Annotated in this window: 12 protein-coding genes; 5 read left to right on the top strand and 7 right to left on the bottom strand. The window is 74.7% G+C overall.

Going from position 1 to position 18,097, the window contains the following annotated elements; translation table 11 throughout:
* Nucleotides 1-6: 6 nt before the first annotated feature.
* Nucleotides 7-1,038: an AAA family ATPase gene (locus ACZLMO_RS06850; RefSeq protein WP_425713830.1), complete on the bottom strand. Its 1,032-nt coding sequence runs from the start codon at nt 1,036-1,038 to the stop codon at nt 7-9.
* A gap of 255 nt (nt 1,039-1,293) precedes the next feature.
* Between ACZLMO_RS06850 and ACZLMO_RS06845 the strand changes: the two genes are divergently transcribed.
* Entirely contained in the window at nt 1,294-3,735 is a 2,442-nt protein-coding gene (locus ACZLMO_RS06845) for a bifunctional copper resistance protein CopD/cytochrome c oxidase assembly protein (protein ID WP_425713831.1), read from the top strand.
* 375 nt (nt 3,736-4,110) lie between these two features.
* Here ACZLMO_RS06845 and ACZLMO_RS06840 read toward each other — a convergent pair whose 3' ends face one another.
* Nucleotides 4,111-5,454, bottom strand: coding sequence for an LmeA family phospholipid-binding protein (locus tag ACZLMO_RS06840; protein ID WP_425713832.1), 1,344 nt, complete (start codon nt 5,452-5,454; stop codon nt 4,111-4,113).
* A gap of 472 nt (nt 5,455-5,926) precedes the next feature.
* Here ACZLMO_RS06840 and ACZLMO_RS06835 point away from each other — a divergent pair, with 472 nt between their 5' ends.
* From ACZLMO_RS06835 to ACZLMO_RS06825, 3 genes are all read left to right on the top strand, one after another.
* The gene (locus tag ACZLMO_RS06835; protein ID WP_425713833.1) at nt 5,927-7,201 is read left to right on the top strand and encodes a variant leucine-rich repeat-containing protein; all 1,275 of its coding nucleotides are present in this window, start codon (nt 5,927-5,929) and stop codon (nt 7,199-7,201) included.
* 88 nt (nt 7,202-7,289) lie between these two features.
* Nucleotides 7,290-9,416 carry a prolyl oligopeptidase family serine peptidase gene (locus tag ACZLMO_RS06830; RefSeq protein WP_425713834.1) on the top strand — a complete coding sequence of 709 codons (2,127 nt, stop codon included), beginning with the start codon at nt 7,290-7,292 and terminating at the stop codon, nt 9,414-9,416.
* A gap of 128 nt (nt 9,417-9,544) precedes the next feature.
* A complete protein-coding gene (locus tag ACZLMO_RS06825; protein ID WP_425713835.1) occupies nt 9,545-10,201 on the top strand; it encodes a protein-L-isoaspartate O-methyltransferase family protein in 657 nt (218 codons plus the stop codon).
* A gap of 22 nt (nt 10,202-10,223) precedes the next feature.
* On the opposite strand, the gene ACZLMO_RS06820 is transcribed toward ACZLMO_RS06825, so the two are convergent.
* The 3 genes from ACZLMO_RS06820 to pdhA are packed head-to-tail and all read right to left on the bottom strand — an operon-like array spanning nt 10,224 to nt 14,128.
* Nucleotides 10,224-11,759: a dihydrolipoamide acetyltransferase family protein gene (locus tag ACZLMO_RS06820; protein ID WP_425713836.1), complete on the bottom strand. Its 1,536-nt coding sequence runs from the start codon at nt 11,757-11,759 to the stop codon at nt 10,224-10,226.
* Between the two features lie 21 nt (nt 11,760-11,780).
* The gene (locus tag ACZLMO_RS06815) at nt 11,781-12,803 is read right to left on the bottom strand and encodes an alpha-ketoacid dehydrogenase subunit beta (RefSeq protein ID WP_425713837.1); all 1,023 of its coding nucleotides are present in this window, start codon (nt 12,801-12,803) and stop codon (nt 11,781-11,783) included.
* Nucleotides 12,803-14,128 carry a pyruvate dehydrogenase (acetyl-transferring) E1 component subunit alpha gene (gene pdhA, locus ACZLMO_RS06810; RefSeq protein WP_425713838.1) on the bottom strand — a complete coding sequence of 442 codons (1,326 nt, stop codon included), beginning with the start codon at nt 14,126-14,128 and terminating at the stop codon, nt 12,803-12,805. Before pdhA ends, ACZLMO_RS06815 begins: the two co-directional genes overlap by 1 nt.
* Nucleotides 14,129-14,581: 453 nt before the next feature.
* Here pdhA and ACZLMO_RS06805 point away from each other — a divergent pair, with 453 nt between their 5' ends.
* Nucleotides 14,582-14,977 (top strand): VOC family protein, encoded by a 396-nt coding sequence (locus tag ACZLMO_RS06805; protein ID WP_425713839.1) that lies wholly within the window; start codon nt 14,582-14,584, stop codon nt 14,975-14,977.
* 93 nt (nt 14,978-15,070) lie between these two features.
* On the opposite strand, the gene hisC is transcribed toward ACZLMO_RS06805, so the two are convergent.
* The gene (hisC, locus tag ACZLMO_RS06800) at nt 15,071-16,165 is read right to left on the bottom strand and encodes a histidinol-phosphate transaminase (RefSeq protein ID WP_425713840.1); all 1,095 of its coding nucleotides are present in this window, start codon (nt 16,163-16,165) and stop codon (nt 15,071-15,073) included.
* Between the two features lie 243 nt (nt 16,166-16,408).
* Complete coding sequence (gene mftF / locus ACZLMO_RS06795) at nt 16,409-17,902, bottom strand: mycofactocin biosynthesis glycosyltransferase MftF (protein ID WP_463653281.1); 1,494 nt, start codon at nt 17,900-17,902, stop codon at nt 16,409-16,411.
* Between the last annotated feature and the right edge of the window lie 195 nt (nt 17,903-18,097).

Here is an 18,097-nt window from a genome sequence, read left to right as displayed (position 1 = left end):
CGCCCCCTACGGCGTCGGGACCGCGGCGAAGACCGCGTCGACGAGCGCCTCGGGCGCGACGTTCTTCGCCAGCGCGTCGTACGTCCGCACGAGGCGGTGGCGCAGGACCGCGTGCCGCAGCAGCTTGACGTCGTCCGGCACCACGTACGTGCGGCCCTCCTGGAGGGCGACGGCCTGGGCCACGCGCAGGAGCGCGATGCCGCCTCGGGGCGAGGCGCCGACCCGGACGTGGTCGGAGAAGCCGGGCAGCGGGCGCGGTCCGCCGCCGCGCGTGGTGTTGATGAGCGCCACGATGTACTGCTTGATCGACATGTCGACGTAGACGCGCGACGTGAGGTCCTGGAGGAGCGTGACGTCCTCGAGCGAGATCGGCTGCGTGTCGATCGGGGTGTTGAGGGAGCCCGACGCGATCCCGGAGAGGATCTCGACCTCCTGGGTCGGGGTCGGGTAGGTGAGGACCTCCTTGAGGAGGAACCGGTCCATCTGCGCCTCGGGGAGGACGTACGTTCCCTCCTCCTCGATGGGGTTCTGCGTGGCGAGGACCATGAACGGGCTCGGCAGCGGGTAGACCTCGCCGCCGATCGAGGTCTGGCGCTCCTGCATCGCCTCGAGCATCGCCGACTGGGTCTTCGCGGACGAGCGGTTGATCTCGTCGAGGAGGACGAGGTTCGCGTGCACCGGGCCGAGCTGGGTGGTGAACTCGCCGGTCGCGTAGTTGTAGATCTGCGTGCCGACGATGTCGTTCGGCATGAGGTCCGGCGTGCACTGGATGCGGTGGAACGAGCCCGAAACCGCGGAGGCGAGCGTCTGCGCCGCGGTCGTCTTGGCGAGGCCCGGCACGGACTCCAGCAGGATGTGCCCGCCCGCCATGAGCGTGGAGAGCAGTGCGCGCCGCAGGTCGTCCTGGCCGACGACCCGCGTGTTGAACACCTCGGTGACCTGCCGCACGAGGTCGGTGGCGCGCCAGACCTCGTCGTCCTTGATCCGCTTGACGCGGGCCCTCGCCTGCTGCTCGGGCTGGGCGGTCCACTCAGGCACGGGTGCTCCCTCACGATGCTCGACGCCGCCCCGGCGGGGTGGCCCGTGCAGACTACCGACGCGCGGGCCGGTCCACGGGCCGGAGCACAGGGCAGTGCTTCCCACCTGGTGCGGGGGCCGGGACGTGGGCGGGACGGGACGAACGTCCGACGACGACGAACGACGGCGACGTCGAACCGCCCGCTCCCCTCGCGCGCCGCGTGAGACCGCGCACGCACCCCGGGCCGCGTGACGCCGCCGACGTACCCTGACGAGGTGCCGCAGCCCCCGTCCTCCGATGCCCGCCGGTCGGCGACGGCCGGCGCCAGCTCGTTGACGACCGAGCAGGCCGGGACGCAGCGGGGCGCGACGGGACGACAGGTGCCGAGCGGGACCGGCCCGGCAGAGCAGCCGTCGACCGGGCGGACGCCGTCGACCGGGCGGACGCCGACCGTGCAGGCGTCGACCGAGCAGGCGTCGGCCATGCGGACGCCGTCGACGGGTCGCGCGGTCGCGGTATGGGTCGGCGCGCTCGGCGCCGCCCTCGTGGCGCTCGTCCTCGGCCTGCTCTCCACCGGCGCCGCGGACGCCCCCCTGCTCGCCGACCCCGGCGTGCTCGTCCGCTGGGGCCTGCCGCTGGTGACGGTCGGGAGCCACCTCGCCGCGACGCTGGCCGTCGGCTGCTTCGCCGTGGCCGCGATCGTGCTCGTGGGGCCGGCCAAGGCCCACACCGTGCGCGTCTCCGCGCGCGAGCGCGCCGCCCGCGCGGCCGCCGGCGGACGGTCGACGGACGCGCCGGCGACGACGACGCCCGTCCTCGGCCCCGACGGCGGTTCCGACGCCGAGCCCTCGCCGGCATCCGCCGACCCCGCCGCCCTCCCGGCACCAACCAGCCGTCCGGCGACCGACACGGCGGGCGAGGAGGCGGCACGTTCGTCGTCGTCGGCAGCCGAGAGGCGGCGTGCGGCGAGGCCGCCGACGCGGGCCTGGACCCGCGTGGTGCGCGCGGGGATGATCGCGGCCGCACTGTGGGGCCCGCTGCAGGTGGCGCACCTGCTGCTCACGCACGCGTCCGTGGTCGGGGAGCCGCTGACGGGCGAGCTGTACTCCGCGTCGCTGTGGCAGTTCGTCACCGAGCTCGACCTCGGCGTCACGCTCGTGTGGGCCTCGGCGCTCGCGCTGCTGACGGGGCTGCTCGCCGTCTCGACGTCGGGCACGGCCGGGGCGGCGTGGACCGCCGTCGTGGGCGTGGTGGCGCTCGCGCCGATCGGGTTCACGGGGCACGCCAACGGCGCCGCCAACCACGAGATCGCGATGACCGGCATGTGGCTGCACCTCGCCGGCGTCGTGCTGTGGATGGGCGGGCTCGCCGGGCTGCTCGTCGCCGCGCAGCACCTGAGGTCGCGCGAGCTGGCGCCGGCGGCCCAGCGGTACTCGTCGACGGCGGCGTGGTCGGCGATCCTCGTCGTCCTGTCGGGTGCGGCGAGTGCGATGCTGCGGATCAACGACCTCGGCGAGCTCGTCACCACGGGCTGGGGGCGGCTGCTGCTGGTGAAGGTCGTCGCGAGCGCCGCCCTGCTCGCGGCGGGCGCGTGGCACCGGCGCTCGACCCTGCCGGCGCTCGGGCAGGGGCGGCGCGGGGCGTTCCTCCGCCTCGCGATCGGCGAGGTCGCGCTCATGGCCGCGGTCATCGGCGTGGCCGTGGCGCTCGGGTCGTCCGAGACGCCGGTGCCGATCGCGCCGCCGCCGGACCCGACGCCTACCTACGCGATCACCAGCTCACCCGTCCCACCGTTCCCTGACCTGGTCGCCTACCTCACCGTGTGGCGGCTCGACCCGCTGTTCGTGCTCATGGTCGTCGCGGGCGCGCTGGTCTACGGGCGCTGGGCGCTGCGGCTGCGGCGGCGCGGCATCGCCTGGCCGGTGGGCCGGACGGTCTGCTGGTACGTCGGGCTCGCGGCGTTCGCCTACCTCACCCTCGGCGCGCCGGCGGTGTACGGCGACATCCTGTTCAGCGTGCACATGGCGATGCACATGGCGCTGACGATGCTCGTGCCGCTGTTCGTGGTCCTCGCCGCGCCGGTCACGCTCGCGCTGCGGGCCCTGCCCGTGCGGCAGGACGGCTCGCGCGGGCCCCGGGAGTGGCTGCTCGCCCTGCTCGGGTCGCGGTGGGCGCAGGCGTGGGCGCACCCGATCGTCGCGGGGATCAACTTCGCCGGGTCGCTCATCGTCTTCTACTTCACGCCGCTGTTCGACCTGGCGCTCGGGAGCCACGTGGGCCACATCCTCATGGTCGTCCACTTCACCCTCGCCGGGTACATGTTCGCCAACGCGCTCATCGGCATCGACCCCGGCCCGACCCGCCCCCCGTACCCGCTGCGACTCGTCCTGCTCATCGCGACGATGGGGTTCCACGCCTTCTTCGGCGTGGCCGTCATGCAGTCGACGGCGCTGCTCGGGGCCGACCACTTCGGCTGGCTCGGGCTGCCGTGGGGCGTCGACGCGATGGCCGACCAGGGGGTGGGCGGCGCGATCACCTGGGGCGTCGGCGAGTTCCCGACCCTCGCGCTCGCGGTCGGCGTGGCCGTCCAGTGGGCCCGGTCGGAGCGGAAGGAGGCCCGGCGGATCGACCGACGGGCCGACGCCGACGGCGACGCCGAGCTCGCCGCCTACAACGAGATGCTCGCGGCCCGGGCGAGGGCGTCGCAGGAGCGGTAGGGGTGTGTGTCGACGCCGCACCGCGTCCCCCACGCCGAAAGTCGGTAGCCGCGCCGAAGAGTCGGTGGCCGCGCCGAAGAGTCGGTAGCCGCGCCGAAGAGTCGGTCAACGCGCCGAGGAGTCGGTAGCCGCGCCGAAGAGTCGGTCAACGCGTCGAAGGTACAGACGGCGGCCCTCCTCTCGACACGTCAACCTGAGTCTCGACACGGACACCCCCGTCTCGACGCCGCACCGCGTCCCCCACGCCGAAAGTCGGTAGCCGCGCCGAAGAGTCGGTGGCCGCGCCGAAGAGTCGGTGGCCGCGCCGAGCAGTCAGCAGTCAGCAGTCAGCAGTCAGCGCTGACCGATGAGCAGTGATCGACGATCGGCGATCGGTCAGAACCGGACGTCGTCCCCCTCGACCACGACTGCGATGCCGTCGCCGACCACGGTCGTGTCGGTGAGGATCAGTCCCTCGGGGAGGCCCTCGAGCTCGACGTAGTGGTCGAGCGGCAGGCGGCTGCCCACGAGCGGGATCTCCGACAGGCGCGTGCTCACACCGGCGAGCGTGCCCTGGTCGAGGTGAAGGTGGATGCCGCGGCCGTCCTCGGTGGGTGCGACCTCGGCGGTCACGTGGATGTCGCCGCCGAGCACGCTGGTGGTGAGGACCAGGTCGTTGCCGTCGATGTCGGCCTCGAAGCTGCGCTCACCGAGGACGGGGACGTCGAAGGTCGCCTCCGCCACCTGCTCCTGCACCAGCTCGAGCGGAACGGTGCCGCTGGCCTCGAGGTGCGCCACCTCGACCGGCTGCCGGTAACCGACGCCCGTCATGAATCCCTCGACGTCGAGCAGCTCGACGTCCGGGAGGACCATCCGGTCGGCCTCGAAGTCGATCCGGTCGATGCGGCCGGAGACCACCTGCGGGAGGAAGGGGAAGCCGTCGAGGCGGACGTCGGGGTTCTCGAGCTCCTCGGTGAACGACTCGAACGCGTCCTCCGCCTCGGCGCGCGCCCGCATGAGCGCCCACCGGTCGGCCACGAGCAGCCCGACGACGATGACCAGCGATGCGATGACCAGCGAGAGCACCCACCGCTGGACCACGCCGGAGCCGGCCCGCCGCCACCACCGGCGCACTGACATCGCTGCGCCCTGGACCGCGGCGAGAGCCGCCGGGGTCTCGTCGTCCGTGTCCGGCCGGCGCTCGCGCGACCGGTCCGTCCCGTCAGCGCCCACCGCCGCGGAGCCGTCCGCCCCGCCGTCGCCGTCCGGGGCGGCGCCCGCGCCACCCTCGTCGACGTACGTCGGGGCCGAGCCTGCCGGCACGGAGGCGGGTTCGTCGGGGAGGGCCGAGCCGGCGGAGGCCCGGTCGGCGGCACCGGCGGCGGTCGCCTGATCGAGCGGTACCGCGGCCGTGCGTCCTGCGGCGTCGAGCTCGGCGGTGTCTGCCTCGCCGGCGTCGGGAGCGGGTCGCGAGTCGAGGCCATCTGCCTCGCCGGCGTCGGGAGCGGGTCGCGAGTCGGGGGCGGATCGCGAGTCGGGGCCGTCTGCCTGGTGGCCACCTGCCCCCGCGCCTCGGACGACCACCTGGTCGCCGGGCACCGGGCCGCCCGAGGTCGTGTCGTTCACCGGCAGCGCGACCGGCGGGAGGTCCGGGACCTCCGACGGCGGTTCGCTCACGCGCGGGGCCGTGCTCGCGGTCGGCGGCTCGGGGTGTCCGGCGTCGTCGTCGGTGGGCGTCACGTCAGGTCGCTCAGCCGCACTCTCGACCACGTTCGGCCCGGCATCCGACCCCTCACCCGCACTCTCGACCACATGTGGGCCAGCGCCCGACCCCTCACCCGAACTCTCGACCACATGCGGACCGGCGCCCGACCCCTCACCCGAACTCTCGACCACGTGCGGGCCGGCGTCCGGCTCCGCATCAGGTCCGGCAGCAGCCGCTCCGTCGGGGGTCTCCGGGTCGACGTCGGACGAGCGGTCCACGTCGTCGTCGTTGGAGGTCCCCGGCTGCACGCGACAACCCTAGGGTGCTCGGCGGCCCCTCGAGGTGGTCAGACGTGCCCGTTCAGGACGTCCCCGCCAGCGGTCGGCGACCGTGGGCGACACCACCGCCACCGCCGGCACGACCCTCTGCGCCGCGCGCCACACCTGGGAGGCGGCGGGCACGGCTGCCCGTACACTCCCGGGCAGACGCGCGATGGAGGACACGGCCGTGACCGGCACTGACGACACGAACGACCTGGCGAACGAGGCCGCCGACCCGGCGACCCCGCTCACCCGGCTGCAGGAACTGGCCGAGCACCACCCCGAGCTGCGCCCGGCGATCGCCGGCAACCCCTCGACCTACCCCGGTCTGCTCGAGTGGCTCGGGAACCTCGGAGACGACGACGTCGACGACGCGATCGCCCAGCGCCGCGCGCGCACCGCGGGCATCGACCCGGACGAGCCCGCCACGGCGCCCGTGCGCCGCCCCACCGCCGAGCGCTTCGGCGCTGCGGGGGCCGCCGGCGCAGCCGCGACCGGGTCCGCCAAGCGGCCGACCACCGAGTCCCCCGCGGTCGAGGGCGAGCAGCTCGCGCGCCCCACGACCCCGCCGGACGGCTCACCGGTCACCACCCGCACGCCCGACGCACCGCCGCGACAGATCGAGGAGCCGCGCCGCGCCGTGCCGTGGGCCGGGATCCTCGCCGTCGCCGCCGCGCTCGCCGTCATCGTCCTCGGCGCCCTGTGGATCTTCAACCTGCCCGGGAACGACGACCAGCAGACCACCTCGGCGGGCGAGCCCGACCCCGACTTCCCGCCGGCCACCGACGAGGCGCCGAGCGAGGGCGAGGAGGAGAGCCCCGCGACCGACGAGATCGCGGACGCGCTCGCCGCCCTCGAGGCGCTCCCGTCGAGCTCCGGCTGCTCCGACCCGGGTCCTGATGCCGAGGTGGTCCAGGCCTTCGCGGCCTCCGCGGCGCCCGACGGCACGTGGGGCGACCCCGCGCACGGCGACCGGGTCGTCGACTCCCTCGAGGCGCTGATGGACGAGTGCGGGCGCGAGCACACCCAGGAGGTCGTCGACATGATCCTCGGCGACTCCGACACCAACCCCGCGCTGCGCACGGCCATCGAGGCCGACATGAGCTGGCTCGAGGTCCCCGAGATCCCGGCCGACGCCCAGCAGATGCCCGGGTTCTGGGTCCAGGGCGCGAACATGGCGTGCAACCTCAGCGGCAGCGACGTCGTCTGCACGATCGTCGACCACTCGCTCGACACCCCCGAGGGGTGCCTGCCCGGCGGCATCAGCGTGGAGATCAGCTCCGAGGGTGAGGCCGGCGTCAACTGCAACCGGTCCGCGAACGCCGACCCGCTGCTCTCCGACGGCCAGTCCGCCTACAACGGCGACCTCGCGTGCACGGTGACAGGGGTCGACGTCGAGTGCTGGTCGACCGAGTCCGGCAGCGGCTTCCGCCTCGGCCCGTCGGTGCTCGAGACCTACTGACCCGGCGGGGCCGCCGCGGCTGTCCGCGCGTCGCGAACACCTCCGAATCAGGCGGACACGGGCGGCGTGCCCGTGGTCGGATACGAGGGTGACCGATGACGACACGCCCCGCACCCCATTCCACGACCTCGACACCTACGTCGCGCTCGGGCGCGTCTCCGGGCTCGCGCTGAGCCCGGACGGCGGGCGGCTCGTCACGTCGGTCGCCACGCTCGACGACAAGGCGACGGCCTACCGGAGCGCGGTCTGGGAGATCGACCCCGACGCCGAGCGCCCGGCGCGCCGCCTCACCCGCGGCGGCACCGGCGAGTCCGCCCCGGCCTTCACCGCGTCCGGCGACCTCGTCTTCACCGCCGCGCGGCCCGACCCGGCGGACGAGGAGGGCTCGCGCGCCCGCGCCTGGGTCCTGCCCGCGGGCGGCGGCGAGGCGCGCGTGCTCGCCGACCACCCCGGCGGCGTCGAGGGCGTCCTCACGGCGCGCGCCGCGGACACGGTGGTCGTCGTCGGCTCCCCGCTCCCGGGCTCGACCGACCTCAAGGACGACACCGAGCGACGCAAGGCGCGCACGGACAAGAAGGTGGCGGCGATCCTCCACTCGGGCTACCCGGTCCGCTACTGGGACCACGACCTCGGTCCCGGTCACCCGCACCTCTACCGGGTCGACCCGCCGTCGGCCGGTTCGGCGACGGACGGCGCGAACGCCGCCACGACCGGGCACGACGACGAACGGCCCGACGCCGATGCCCCCGGCACGCTCGTCGACCTCACCCCGGACGCCGGGACCGCCCTGTTCGAGGGCACCCACGTCCTGTCCGACGACGGCACGACGATCCTCGCGGCCTGGTCCGTCCCCGCGGCGCGCGGGGAGCTACGCACCGGCGTCGTGACGATCGACGTCGCGACCGGCGCTCGCCGCTGGGTGGCCGAGCCGTCGGCGGAGCACGAGTTCTCGCCCGTGGCCCTCACGCCGGACGGGGCGCGCGCCGTCGTCACCGTCGAGCAGCCCTCGACCCCGGAGCGGCCCCCGATCGTCACCCTCGCGCTCCTCGACCTCGCCACCGGCCGGCGCGCGACGATCGCCGAGGGCTGGGACCGCTGGATCAGCGAGGCCACGGTCCTCCCGGACGGCTCCGGCATGCTCGCCGTGGCCGACGACCGCGGCCGGGCGCCGGTCTTCCACGTGCCGTTCGACGGCTCGGAGGTCACCCGCCTCACCGCCGACGGCGCGTTTTCGAACGTGCGGATCTCCCCCGACGGGACGCGCGCCTACGCCCTGCGCGCGAGCTACGGGGCGCCGGCCGCACCCGTGCGCCTCGACCTGTCCGTGCTGCGCGAGCCCGCGCTCGGCGGCGCCGAGGTCACCGACGTCCCCTCCCCCGTGCCGGCGCCGACCCTGCCGGGCACGCTCACGGAGATCGAGGCGTTCGCACCCGACGGCCACCCGCTGCGGGGCTGGCTCGCGGTCCCGGACGGCGCCACCGCCGAGAAGCCCGCGCCGCTCCTGCTGTGGGTGCACGGCGGCCCGGTCTCCTCGTGGAACACCTGGTCGTGGCGGTGGAACCCGTGGATCGCCGTCGCGCAGGGGTATGCCGTCGTCCTGCCCGACCCGGCGCTCTCGACCGGGTACGGCTGGGAGTTCATCGAGCGCGGCTGGGGCGCGTGGGGCGGCCACCCGTTCACCGACGTCCTCGCGGTCACCGACGCGGCCGCGTCGCTGCCCGAGATCGACGACGCCCGCACCGCCGCGATGGGCGGGTCGTTCGGCGGGTACATGGCCAACTGGATCGCCGGCCACACCGACCGGTTCGACGCGGTCGTCACGCACGCCTCCTTGTGGAACATCGAGACCTTCTCCGGCACCACCGACGTCGGCTGGTTCTGGGAGCGCGAGATGACGCCGGAGATGCGTGCCGCGCACTCCCCGCACCACGCGGTGGCCGACATCTCGACCCCGATGCTCGTCATCCACGGCGACAAGGACTACCGCGTCCCGATCGGCGAGGGCCTCGCGCTGTGGCGCTCGCTCGTCTCCCGGTCCGCCCTCGCGATGGACGACGCCGGGCACACGCCCCACCGGTTCCTCTACTTCCCCGACGAGAACCACTGGATCCTCACGCCCCAGCACGCCAAGCTCTGGTACCAGGTGGTCCTCGGCTTCCTGTCCGAGCACGTCCTCGGCGAGGAGCCGCCGGCGGCGCCCGACCTGCTCGGGTGAAGCGCCCCGATCTGCTCGGCCGAGCCTGCACGGCAGGCGCGGCGGTCGCGGGCCTTCCGGTCCCGCCCGCGCGGCCGTAGCGTGACGGGATGTTCGGGGAACCTCCGACGTCGCGCACCCGGGAGGCGATGGCTCGGGTGGACCGTGCCCGGTTCCTCCCGCGCGCGACCCGGCCCTACGCGTCCACCGACGCCCCGCTGACGATCGGCCATGGCGCAACGTGCTCCCAGCCCTCGACCGTGCGCGCGATGCTCGAGCTCCTCGACGTGCCCGCGGGTGCGCGGGTCCTCGACGTCGGCAGCGGATCGGGCTGGACCACGGCGATCCTCGCGGAGCTCGTCGGCCGGGGCGGCAGCGTCCTCGGCGTCGAGCTGGTCCCCGAGCTCGTGCGGCGCAGCCGCGCGGCGCTGGAGGGCGCGGCATCGGTGGGGCAGGCGGCGGAGGACGTCGAGACGGCCGCACCCCACGGCCGCACGGGCACCGGCACGGGCACGGACACGGACACGGACACGGAGAAGCCTGCCTCTCCCCGCACCGGCCGTCCGCGGATCGAGTTCCGCGTCGCCGAGGCGGGCGTGCTCGGCGCCCCCGACGACGGGCCGTTCGACCGCATACTCGTGTCAGCCATGTCGGACGCGGTGCCGGAGCCGTTGGTCGCGCAGCTCGCGGTCGGGGGCGTCATGGTCGTGCCGGCGGGCGGGCACCTGGTGAGGGTGCGCAGGACGCCGGACGGCCGCGACGAGGAGCGAGCACCGGGCAGCTACGCGTTCGTCCCGCTGCGCTGACGCGCCGGGCGGGCGCCCCGGATCACGCCCAGACGAGCGCCATCGAGGGGTCCTCGAGGATCGTCGCGATGTCCTTGAGCACGAACGAGCCGAGGGCCCCGTCGACGAGCCGGTGGTCGAAGCTCAGCGCGAGCTGCGTGACCCACCGGACGGCGATCTCGCCGTCGTGCACCCACGGCTGCTGCCGCACGGCGCCGAGCGCGAGGATCGCGGCCTCACCGGGGTTGAGGATCGGCGTGCCGGTGTCGATGCCGAAGGCGCCGACGTTCGTGATCGTGATCGTGCCGTCGGCCATGTCCGCGGGCTGCGTGCGACCGGCCCGCGCGGTCGAGGTCAGCTCGCCGAGCGCCTGCGCGAGCTCCTTGAGGTTGAGCCGGTGCGCGTCCTTGACGTTGGGCACGACGAGCCCCCGGGGCGTCGCCGCGGCGATGCCGAGGTTGACGTAGTGCTTGTAGACGATCTCCTGGGTGTCGTCGTCCCAGGACGCGTTGATCTCGGGGTGCCGGTTGACCGCGAGCAGCAGGGCGCGCATGGCGATGAGCAGCGGCGTCACGTGCAGGCCCTCGAACTCGCGGTCGGCCTTGAGCCGGGCGACGAGCTCCATCGTCCGCGTGACGTCGATCGTGTGGAACTCGCTGACGTGCGGGGCGGTGAACGCCGACTGGACCATCGCCTCCGCGGTCCGGCGGCGCACCGACCGCGCCGGGACGCGCGTGCGCCGGCCGTCGGGCGAGACGGAACCACCCTCGAGCCACGGCTCCTCGTCCGACCACGTGGCGAGCTGCTGGACGTCCGAGCGCTGGTGGAGCGCCACGACGTCCTCGCGCGTGACGATGCCGCCGGGCCCCGTGCCGTGCACGGAGTCGATGTCGACGCCGAGGTCCTTCGCGAGGCGTCGCACCGGGGGCTTGGCCCGGGTCGGACCGCCCGACGCCGGCACGAACCTCGTGCTCGAGCCGCCACCCTCGCGGGTGGCGCGGCCGGGGACGCCGGGGCCCGCGGCGCCGGGAGCCTCGCCGCCCGGGGCCGTGCGCGGGCGGCCGGGGGCCACGCGGGTGCCGGCCGGGCTCGGGCGTGAGACGAGAGGGGCGGGGGCCGGGGACGCGCTCGCCGCGGCGGACGGCCGAGCGGCGCCCGCCGCTGATCCGCCCTGCTGCGCCGCAGCCGGCTCGCGCCGCGGACGGCGTCGGGCGGCGCCCGGCCGGGTCCCGTAGCCGACGAGGACGGCGCCCGACCCGCCGGCGTCGTCGTCGGCCTCGTCCCCCTCCGCGGTGCCGGCAGCCGGCTCGGGGGCGGCGGGCTCATCGGGGCGGGTGTCGAGCTCGACGATCGGGGCGCCGACCTCGACGGTCGTGCCCTCCTCGACGAGCAGCGCGCGGATCTCGCCGGCGAACGGGCTGGGCAGCTCGACGACCGACTTCTCGGTCTCGATCTCGCACAGGGTCTGGTTGACCTCGACCCGCTGGCCGACGGCCACCTCCCAGCTGACGATCTCGGCGTCGGTCAGGCCCTCGCCGACGTCGGGCAGGCGGAAGGTCTGGTGTCGCTGGTCGCTCATCTCGGCTCCTCGGGTGGCGTCTCAGGCGGCGAGCGAACGCTCGACGGCGTCGAGGATCCGGTCGAGGGAGGGCAGGTAGACGGACTCGTGGGCGGAGGCCGGGAACGGCGTGTGGTAGCCGCCGACCCGCAGCACCGGGGCCTCGAGTTCGTAGAAGCACCGCTCCTGGACGGCGGCGGCGAGCTCGGCGCCGGGACCGAAGAAGGTGGGGGCCTCGTGGACGACGACCAGGCGCCCCGTACGGTGGACGGAGGCGGCGACGGCGTCGACGTCGAGCGGGGAGATCGAGCGCAGGTCGATGACCTCGAGGCTCGACCCCTCATCCTGGGCGACCTCGGCCGCCTGCAGCGCCACCTTCACACCCGGACCATAGGACGCGATCGTCAGGTCGGTGCCGGGACGCACCACGCGGGCGGCGTGCAGGTCGCGCGTGAGGGCGTCGGCGGACAGGTCGACGGGGGCGTCGAGCTCGACCGGCCCCTTCTCCCAGTAGCGCGACTTCGGCTCGAGGAAGAGCACGGGGTCCGGGGAGGCGATGGCCTGCTGGATCATCGCGTAGCCGTCGGCGGCGTTGGCCGGGCTGACGATGCGCAGGCCGGCCGTGTGGGCGAACAGCGCCTCGGGCGACTCGCTGTGGTGCTCGATCGCGCCGATGTGGCCGCCGTAGGGCACGCGGACGACGACCGGCATGCTGAGCGCGCCCGACGTGCGGTAGGTGAGCTTCGCGAGCTGCGTGGTGATCTGGTTGTACGCCGGGAAGATGAAGCCGTCGAACTGGATCTCGACGACCGGGCGGTATCCGGCCATCGCCAGGCCGATCGCGGTGCCGACGATCCCGGACTCCGCGAGCGGGGTGTCGACCACGCGGTCCGCACCGAACTCGGCGTGCAGGCCGTCGGTCACGCGGAAGACGCCGCCGAGGGGGCCGACGTCCTCGCCCATGACGAGCACCCGGTCGTCGCGGGTCATCGCGGCGCGCAGGCCCGCGTTGATCGCGCGGGCGAGCGGGAGGGTGGTCGCCGTCGCCGGCGGGGCGGGGTGCATCAGCGGGCCTCCTCGGCGGTCGTGCCGGTGTCGGTGCCGGTGGCGTTGTCGGTGTCCGTGCTCGTGCCGGTCTCCGTGTCGGCGAAGCCGGCCTCGAACGCGAGCATCGCCTCCCGGTCGGCCTCGACCTGCGCGTGCGGGAGCGAGTGGACGTGGTCGAACATCGACCCCGGTGCGTCGGCGCGCTCGGCGAGGCAGGCGGTGCGGGCGTCCCGGGCGAGCGCCTCGGCCTCGGACTCGACGGCGGCGAGGAAGGCGTCGTCCGCGTGCCCGGCGGCGAGCAGGTGGGCACGCATCCGGTCGATCGGGTCCTTCGCGCGCCAGGCCTCCTCCTCGGAACGAGGGCGGTAGCGCGTGGGGTCGTCCGACGTCGTGTGGGCGCCCATCCGGTACGTGACCGCCTCGATGAGGGTCGGCCCCCCGCCGGAGCGCGCGCGGCGCAGCGCCTCGGCGGTGACGGCGTAGGAGGCGAGGACGTCGTTGCCGTCCACGCGGACCGCCGGGATACCGACGCCGGGGCCGCGCCGGGCGATCGGGACGCGCGACTGGACACGGGTGGGGACCGAGATCGCCCACGAGTTGTTCTGGCACAGGAGGACGACGGGCGCCTGGGCGGAGGCGGCGAAGACGAGGGACTCGTTGAAGTCGCCCTCGGAGGCGGCGCCGTCGCCGTGGTAGACGACGACGGCGCGGTCGGCGTCCGTGCCGGTGCCGACGTGCCCGTCGCGCTGGATGCCCATCGCGTACCCGACGGCGTGCAGGGTCTGCGCGGCGAGCACGAAGGTCTGGACCTGGAAGTTGTGCGCGCGGGGGTCCCAACCGCCGTGCCGGGTGCTGCGCATGACGGGCAGCAGGTCGGTGAGCGGCAGGCCGCGGACGAGCGCGACGCCGTGCTCGCGGTAGCTGGGGAAGATCATGTCGGCGGGCCGCTGGGCGTGGGCCGAGCCGATCTGGACGCCTTCCTGCCCGAGGCTCGGCGCCCACAGGCCGAGCTCGCCCTGGCGCTGGAGGCGGGTGGCCTCGGTGTCGAAGGCCCGCGTGAGGACCATGTCGCGGTACATCGCGCGCAGCGTGTCCTCGTCGAGCTCGTCGACGAGCGGCCCGTAGACCGGGTGGTCGATGCGCTCGCCGGCCGGGGTGAGGAGCTGGACCAGGGCGTCCTCCGGGTCGAGCGAGGCGCCGCGCGGGGCGGGGACGGAGGAGGTCGCGTCGGGGGTGCCGGAGGCGGGGGCGTGACCGGCGCCGTTCGGGGCGTGGTTCGCACCGTTCGGACCCTGGGCCGTGGTGGCCGACTCGTGCGTGGAGCTGGTGGTGGGCACGGACACGTGGTCCTCCTTCGGTCGTCCGACGCTGCGGTGCGGGAGCGGATCCGGTGGGGCCCCATCCTGCACCTCCCGTGGCCCGGGGTCCGGCCGGCCGCGCGATCGGCGCGGCCGGCCGGAGGACTCCGTACGCGATCGGCGCACCTCGTCCGAGCCGTCGGACACCGCGTGGGGATCGCCCGCGGGTGCCCGGAAAGCTACCTACGGTCATGTAGGCTACACATGTGTAGGTTGCGGCGCGAGCGCCGCGCCCGGTGGCCTGTCCCACACGCCCGGCCCGTCGTCGAGATTGCGGTTGGTGCACGTCGAGATTGCGGTTGGGAGAACCACGACCGGTCGAGAGTGCGGCTCAGCGCCCCGCTGGTCGCCGAGATTACGGTTGGTGCACGTCGAGATTGCGGTTCGTCGTCGTTCGGGGCCGTACGCGCCCGGGGCCTCGCCCCCTAAGGTCGCGGCATGAGCGGACTCGTCCCGTACCTGCTGTTCCCCGGCACCGCCCGCGAGGCGATGGAGCACTACCGGTCGGTGTTCGGCGGTGAGCTGCAACTGATGGACTACGCCTCCGCCGGCCGCCACGACGGGCCGCCCGACTCGGTGGCGCACGCGATGCTGCTGGGCGAGGTCGAGATCGCGGGCGCGGACGCCGGCGCCGACGAGGACGGCGTGGCCATGACCGGCATGTTCCTCTCGCTGCTCGGCACGGCGGAGCCCGCGACCCTCGCCGCCTGGTTCGAGGCGCTCGCCGACGGCGGCCGCGTCATCGACCCGCTGCAGCGGCGGCCGTGGGGCGACCACGACGGCACGCTGATCGACCGCTACGGCGTGCGCTGGCTCATCGGCCACGAGGGCTGACGCGCCGCGGCAGGCTCACCCAGCACGGGCCGCGCTCACCCAGCACGGTCCGTGCCTCCCCGGCACGGCCTGTCGCTCCCCCGTGCACGGGCCTCACCCCAGCTGCGCCGCCACGAGCGCGAGGACGGCGTCGGTGTTCTCACGCGTCCCGATGCTGATGCGCACGCCGTCGCCGGCGAAGGGCCGCACGAGGAGGTCGACCTCGCGGGCGGCGTCCGCGAACGACGCCGCACCGTCGCCGAGCCGGAGCCACACGAAGTTCGCCTGCGTCTCCGGGATCTCGAGGCCGAGCCCGCGCAGCCCCGCTACGAGGCGCTCGCGCTCGGCCACCACCTCGGCGACGCGCCGGCGGATCTCAGGGTCCGCGTCGAGGGCGGCGAGCGCCGCGGCCTGCGCCGGGCTCGAGACGCCGAACGGGGTCGACGCCGAACGGATGCCCGCCACGATCTCGGGATGCCCGAGGGCGTACCCGACGCGCAGGCCGGCGAGCGAGGCCGCCTTGGAGAACGTCCGCAGGACCACGAGGTTCGGGTGCGCCGGGAGCAGTGAGGGTCCGTCGGTCGGGTCGGCGGCGGTGACGAAGTCGATGTAGGCCTCGTCGAGCAGGACGAGCACCGTGGGCGGCACGGCCTCGAGGAACGCGGCCACCTCGGTGCGCGTGAGCGCGGTCCCGGTCGGGTTGTTCGGCGAGCAGAGCAGGATGACGCGGGTGCGGTCGGTGACGGCGTCGGCCATCGCGTCGAGGCGGTGCCGGCCCTCGGGGTCGAGCGGGACGCGCACCATCGACGCCCCCGTGACCTGCACGGCGATCGGGTAGGCCTCGAAGCTTCGCCAGGGCGCGACGACCTCGTCGCCCGGGCCGCACGTCGCGCGCAGGATCGTCTCGAGCACCGCGGTCGACCCGCCGCCCACCACGACCTGGTCGGGCGCGACGCCGTGCCGCCCGGCGAGCGCCTCGGTCAGCTCGACCGCCGCCATGTCCGGGTAGCGGCCGGAGTCCTCGACCGCCGCCTGGACCGCCTCGACCACCCCGGGCAGCGGCGGGAAGGGCATCTCGTTGGACGAGAGCTTGGCGACCGGCCGGTCGTGCGCGGGCCGCTCCCCCGGCACATAGGCCGGGAGCGAGGCGATGTCGGCCCGCAGGAGGTCGGCGGGACGGGCGGGGGTGGGCGGGAACGTGCTGGACATCGGTCCAGCATGCCCCGCGCGCCCCTCCGAGGTGGTGGAGCGCCACGGGTCGGGCGCGCGTGACGCGGAGTCGGTGTCGGTGTCGGTGTCGGAGTCACGAGGGCGAGCCTCACCCGCACTCTCGACACACGAAGGCCCGACGACGAACAACGCGCCCGCCCTCACCCGCACTCTCGACGAACGGGGGCCCGACGACGAACCGCAATCTCGACGTGCACCAACCGCAGTCTCGACGAACGAGGGTCAGGCCTTGCGCGGCCACCAGGGGATGCGCGGGCGCGGCGTGACGACCTCGGGGACGCCCTCCTTGACGGCGTTGGTGATGACGCCGGTGCCGTAGGAGGCGTCGTCGAGCAGCCGCATGGCCAGGCTCGTGACGGGCCCGAGGCGCGTGGGGCGCAGGAGGTGGTCGCGCACCGGCTCCCACGCCATGGCGGCGGCGAAGCCACGGGCGAGCCCGGACCGCGGCGTCGAGGCGAGCACCGCCCAGCCGATCGGCCACCAGTCGCGCCGCAGCAGGTGCCCGGTCCAGAACCCGTCGGACCAGATCTGCCGGCCGGCCATCTCGGCGACCACCGTGTGCGGGACCTCGTCGGGCAGGACCGCGCGCTGGCGGGCGACCTCGTAGGCGGCGACCCCGGCGGCGAGCCACCTGTGCCCCGTGGCGGCGAGCCCGATGAACGCGAGGCCGGACAGGCTCGGCGACGCGGGCGTGAGCCGGCCCGGGTGGCGCTTCTCGAGGTGCGCGGCCGAACCGCCGTAGTCGGCGCGGCGGCCGACGAACGCCCGCCACGTGGTCCGGACCTCGTGGTGGACGACCACGTCCGGGGCGTACAGCACGTTCCAGCCGGCCTCGTCCATGCGCCAGAACAGGTCGACGTCCTCGCCGACCCGCATACCGGGCTCGAACGGCGGGTCGGTGACGGCTGAGCGGCGCACGAGGACGGCCGCGCTCGGCAGCCAGCCGACCATCACCCCGTGGACGACCCGGCTGGGGATCGGCCCCATGTCGATCTCCGAGCGCGTCTCCTCGTAGAGCTCGATCGAGCTCTCGCCGTCGAAGCGGGGTCGGACGCGGGGCCCGACGGCGCCGAGCCGCTCGTCGTCGAGCATCGGCCGCAGGCGCGCGATCCAGTCGTCGCTCGCGCGGGCGTCGGAGTCGATGAACGCGACGAACGGGGCGCTCGTCGCGGCGAACCCCGTGTTGCGGGCGCCGCCCGGGCCGGTGTTGACCTCCTGGCGGATGAGCCGGGCGCCGTGCCGGGCGGTGATCTCCTCGATGCGGGCCGCGTGCTCGGGGTCGGGGGTGGCGTCGTCGACGACCGTGACCGGGTGCCCCTCGACCGCGAGCGACTCGAGCAGCGGGTCGAGCAGGGTCGGGTCGCCGTACATCGGGATGACGACCTCGACGTCCGTCACCTCGCCGTACGCGACGGGCTTGGGGTGGACGATGCCGAGGTCGAGGAGGAACCGGGCGGCGGCCCGCTCGGTGCCGTCGGCCGCCTCGGCGCCCCATCTGTCGGCGTCCCGCACCCGGGCCGCGAAGTCGCGGAACTCCTCGGGCACGACGGTGACCGAGAACGGCGAGCCACCGAGGACCACGCGCCCCGCCCGCAGGACCGTCTCGGGCGCCCAGACCACGGTCCGGCCGGCGACCACGTCCACCTCCCCGCGCTCCGGGGGCTCCGGGAAGGGAGGCGGTCCCCAGGGGGTGGTCGTCGCGTCGGTCGTCGTCACGTCGTCTCCTGTCCTACCGGCTGCCGGTGCGGTGCCGACGCGGGGACGACGACACTCGTCCCATTCTCCCAGTCCGCCGAACCGCTCGTGCCCCGCCGATCGACGTTCGCTCCCGGCGGAGCAACGGACACGGCCCGACGACGAACCGCAATCTCGACGGACCTGAGCCACACTCTCGACACCACGGCCCGACGA

The sequence above is a fragment of the Georgenia sp. G2120 genome (assembly GCF_055326485.1).
The sequence above is the reverse complement of the archived record's forward strand: the minus strand, read 5'-3'. Positions and strand labels throughout refer to the sequence as shown.

What these genes read in the sequence shown, in the direction of transcription:
- ACZLMO_RS06825 (WP_425713835.1), top strand. Translation starts at nt 9,545, where the DNA reads ATGGCTCGGGTGGACCGTGCCCGGTTCCTCCCGCGCGCGACCCGGCCC.
- hisC (WP_425713840.1), bottom strand. Translation starts at nt 16,165, where the DNA reads ATGTCCAGCACGTTCCCGCCCACCCCCGCCCGTCCCGCCGACCTCCTG.
- ACZLMO_RS06815 (WP_425713837.1), bottom strand. Translation starts at nt 12,803, where the DNA reads ATGCACCCCGCCCCGCCGGCGACGGCGACCACCCTCCCGCTCGCCCGC.
- ACZLMO_RS06820 (WP_425713836.1), bottom strand. Translation starts at nt 11,759, where the DNA reads ATGAGCGACCAGCGACACCAGACCTTCCGCCTGCCCGACGTCGGCGAG.
- ACZLMO_RS06805 (WP_425713839.1), top strand. Translation starts at nt 14,582, where the DNA reads ATGAGCGGACTCGTCCCGTACCTGCTGTTCCCCGGCACCGCCCGCGAG.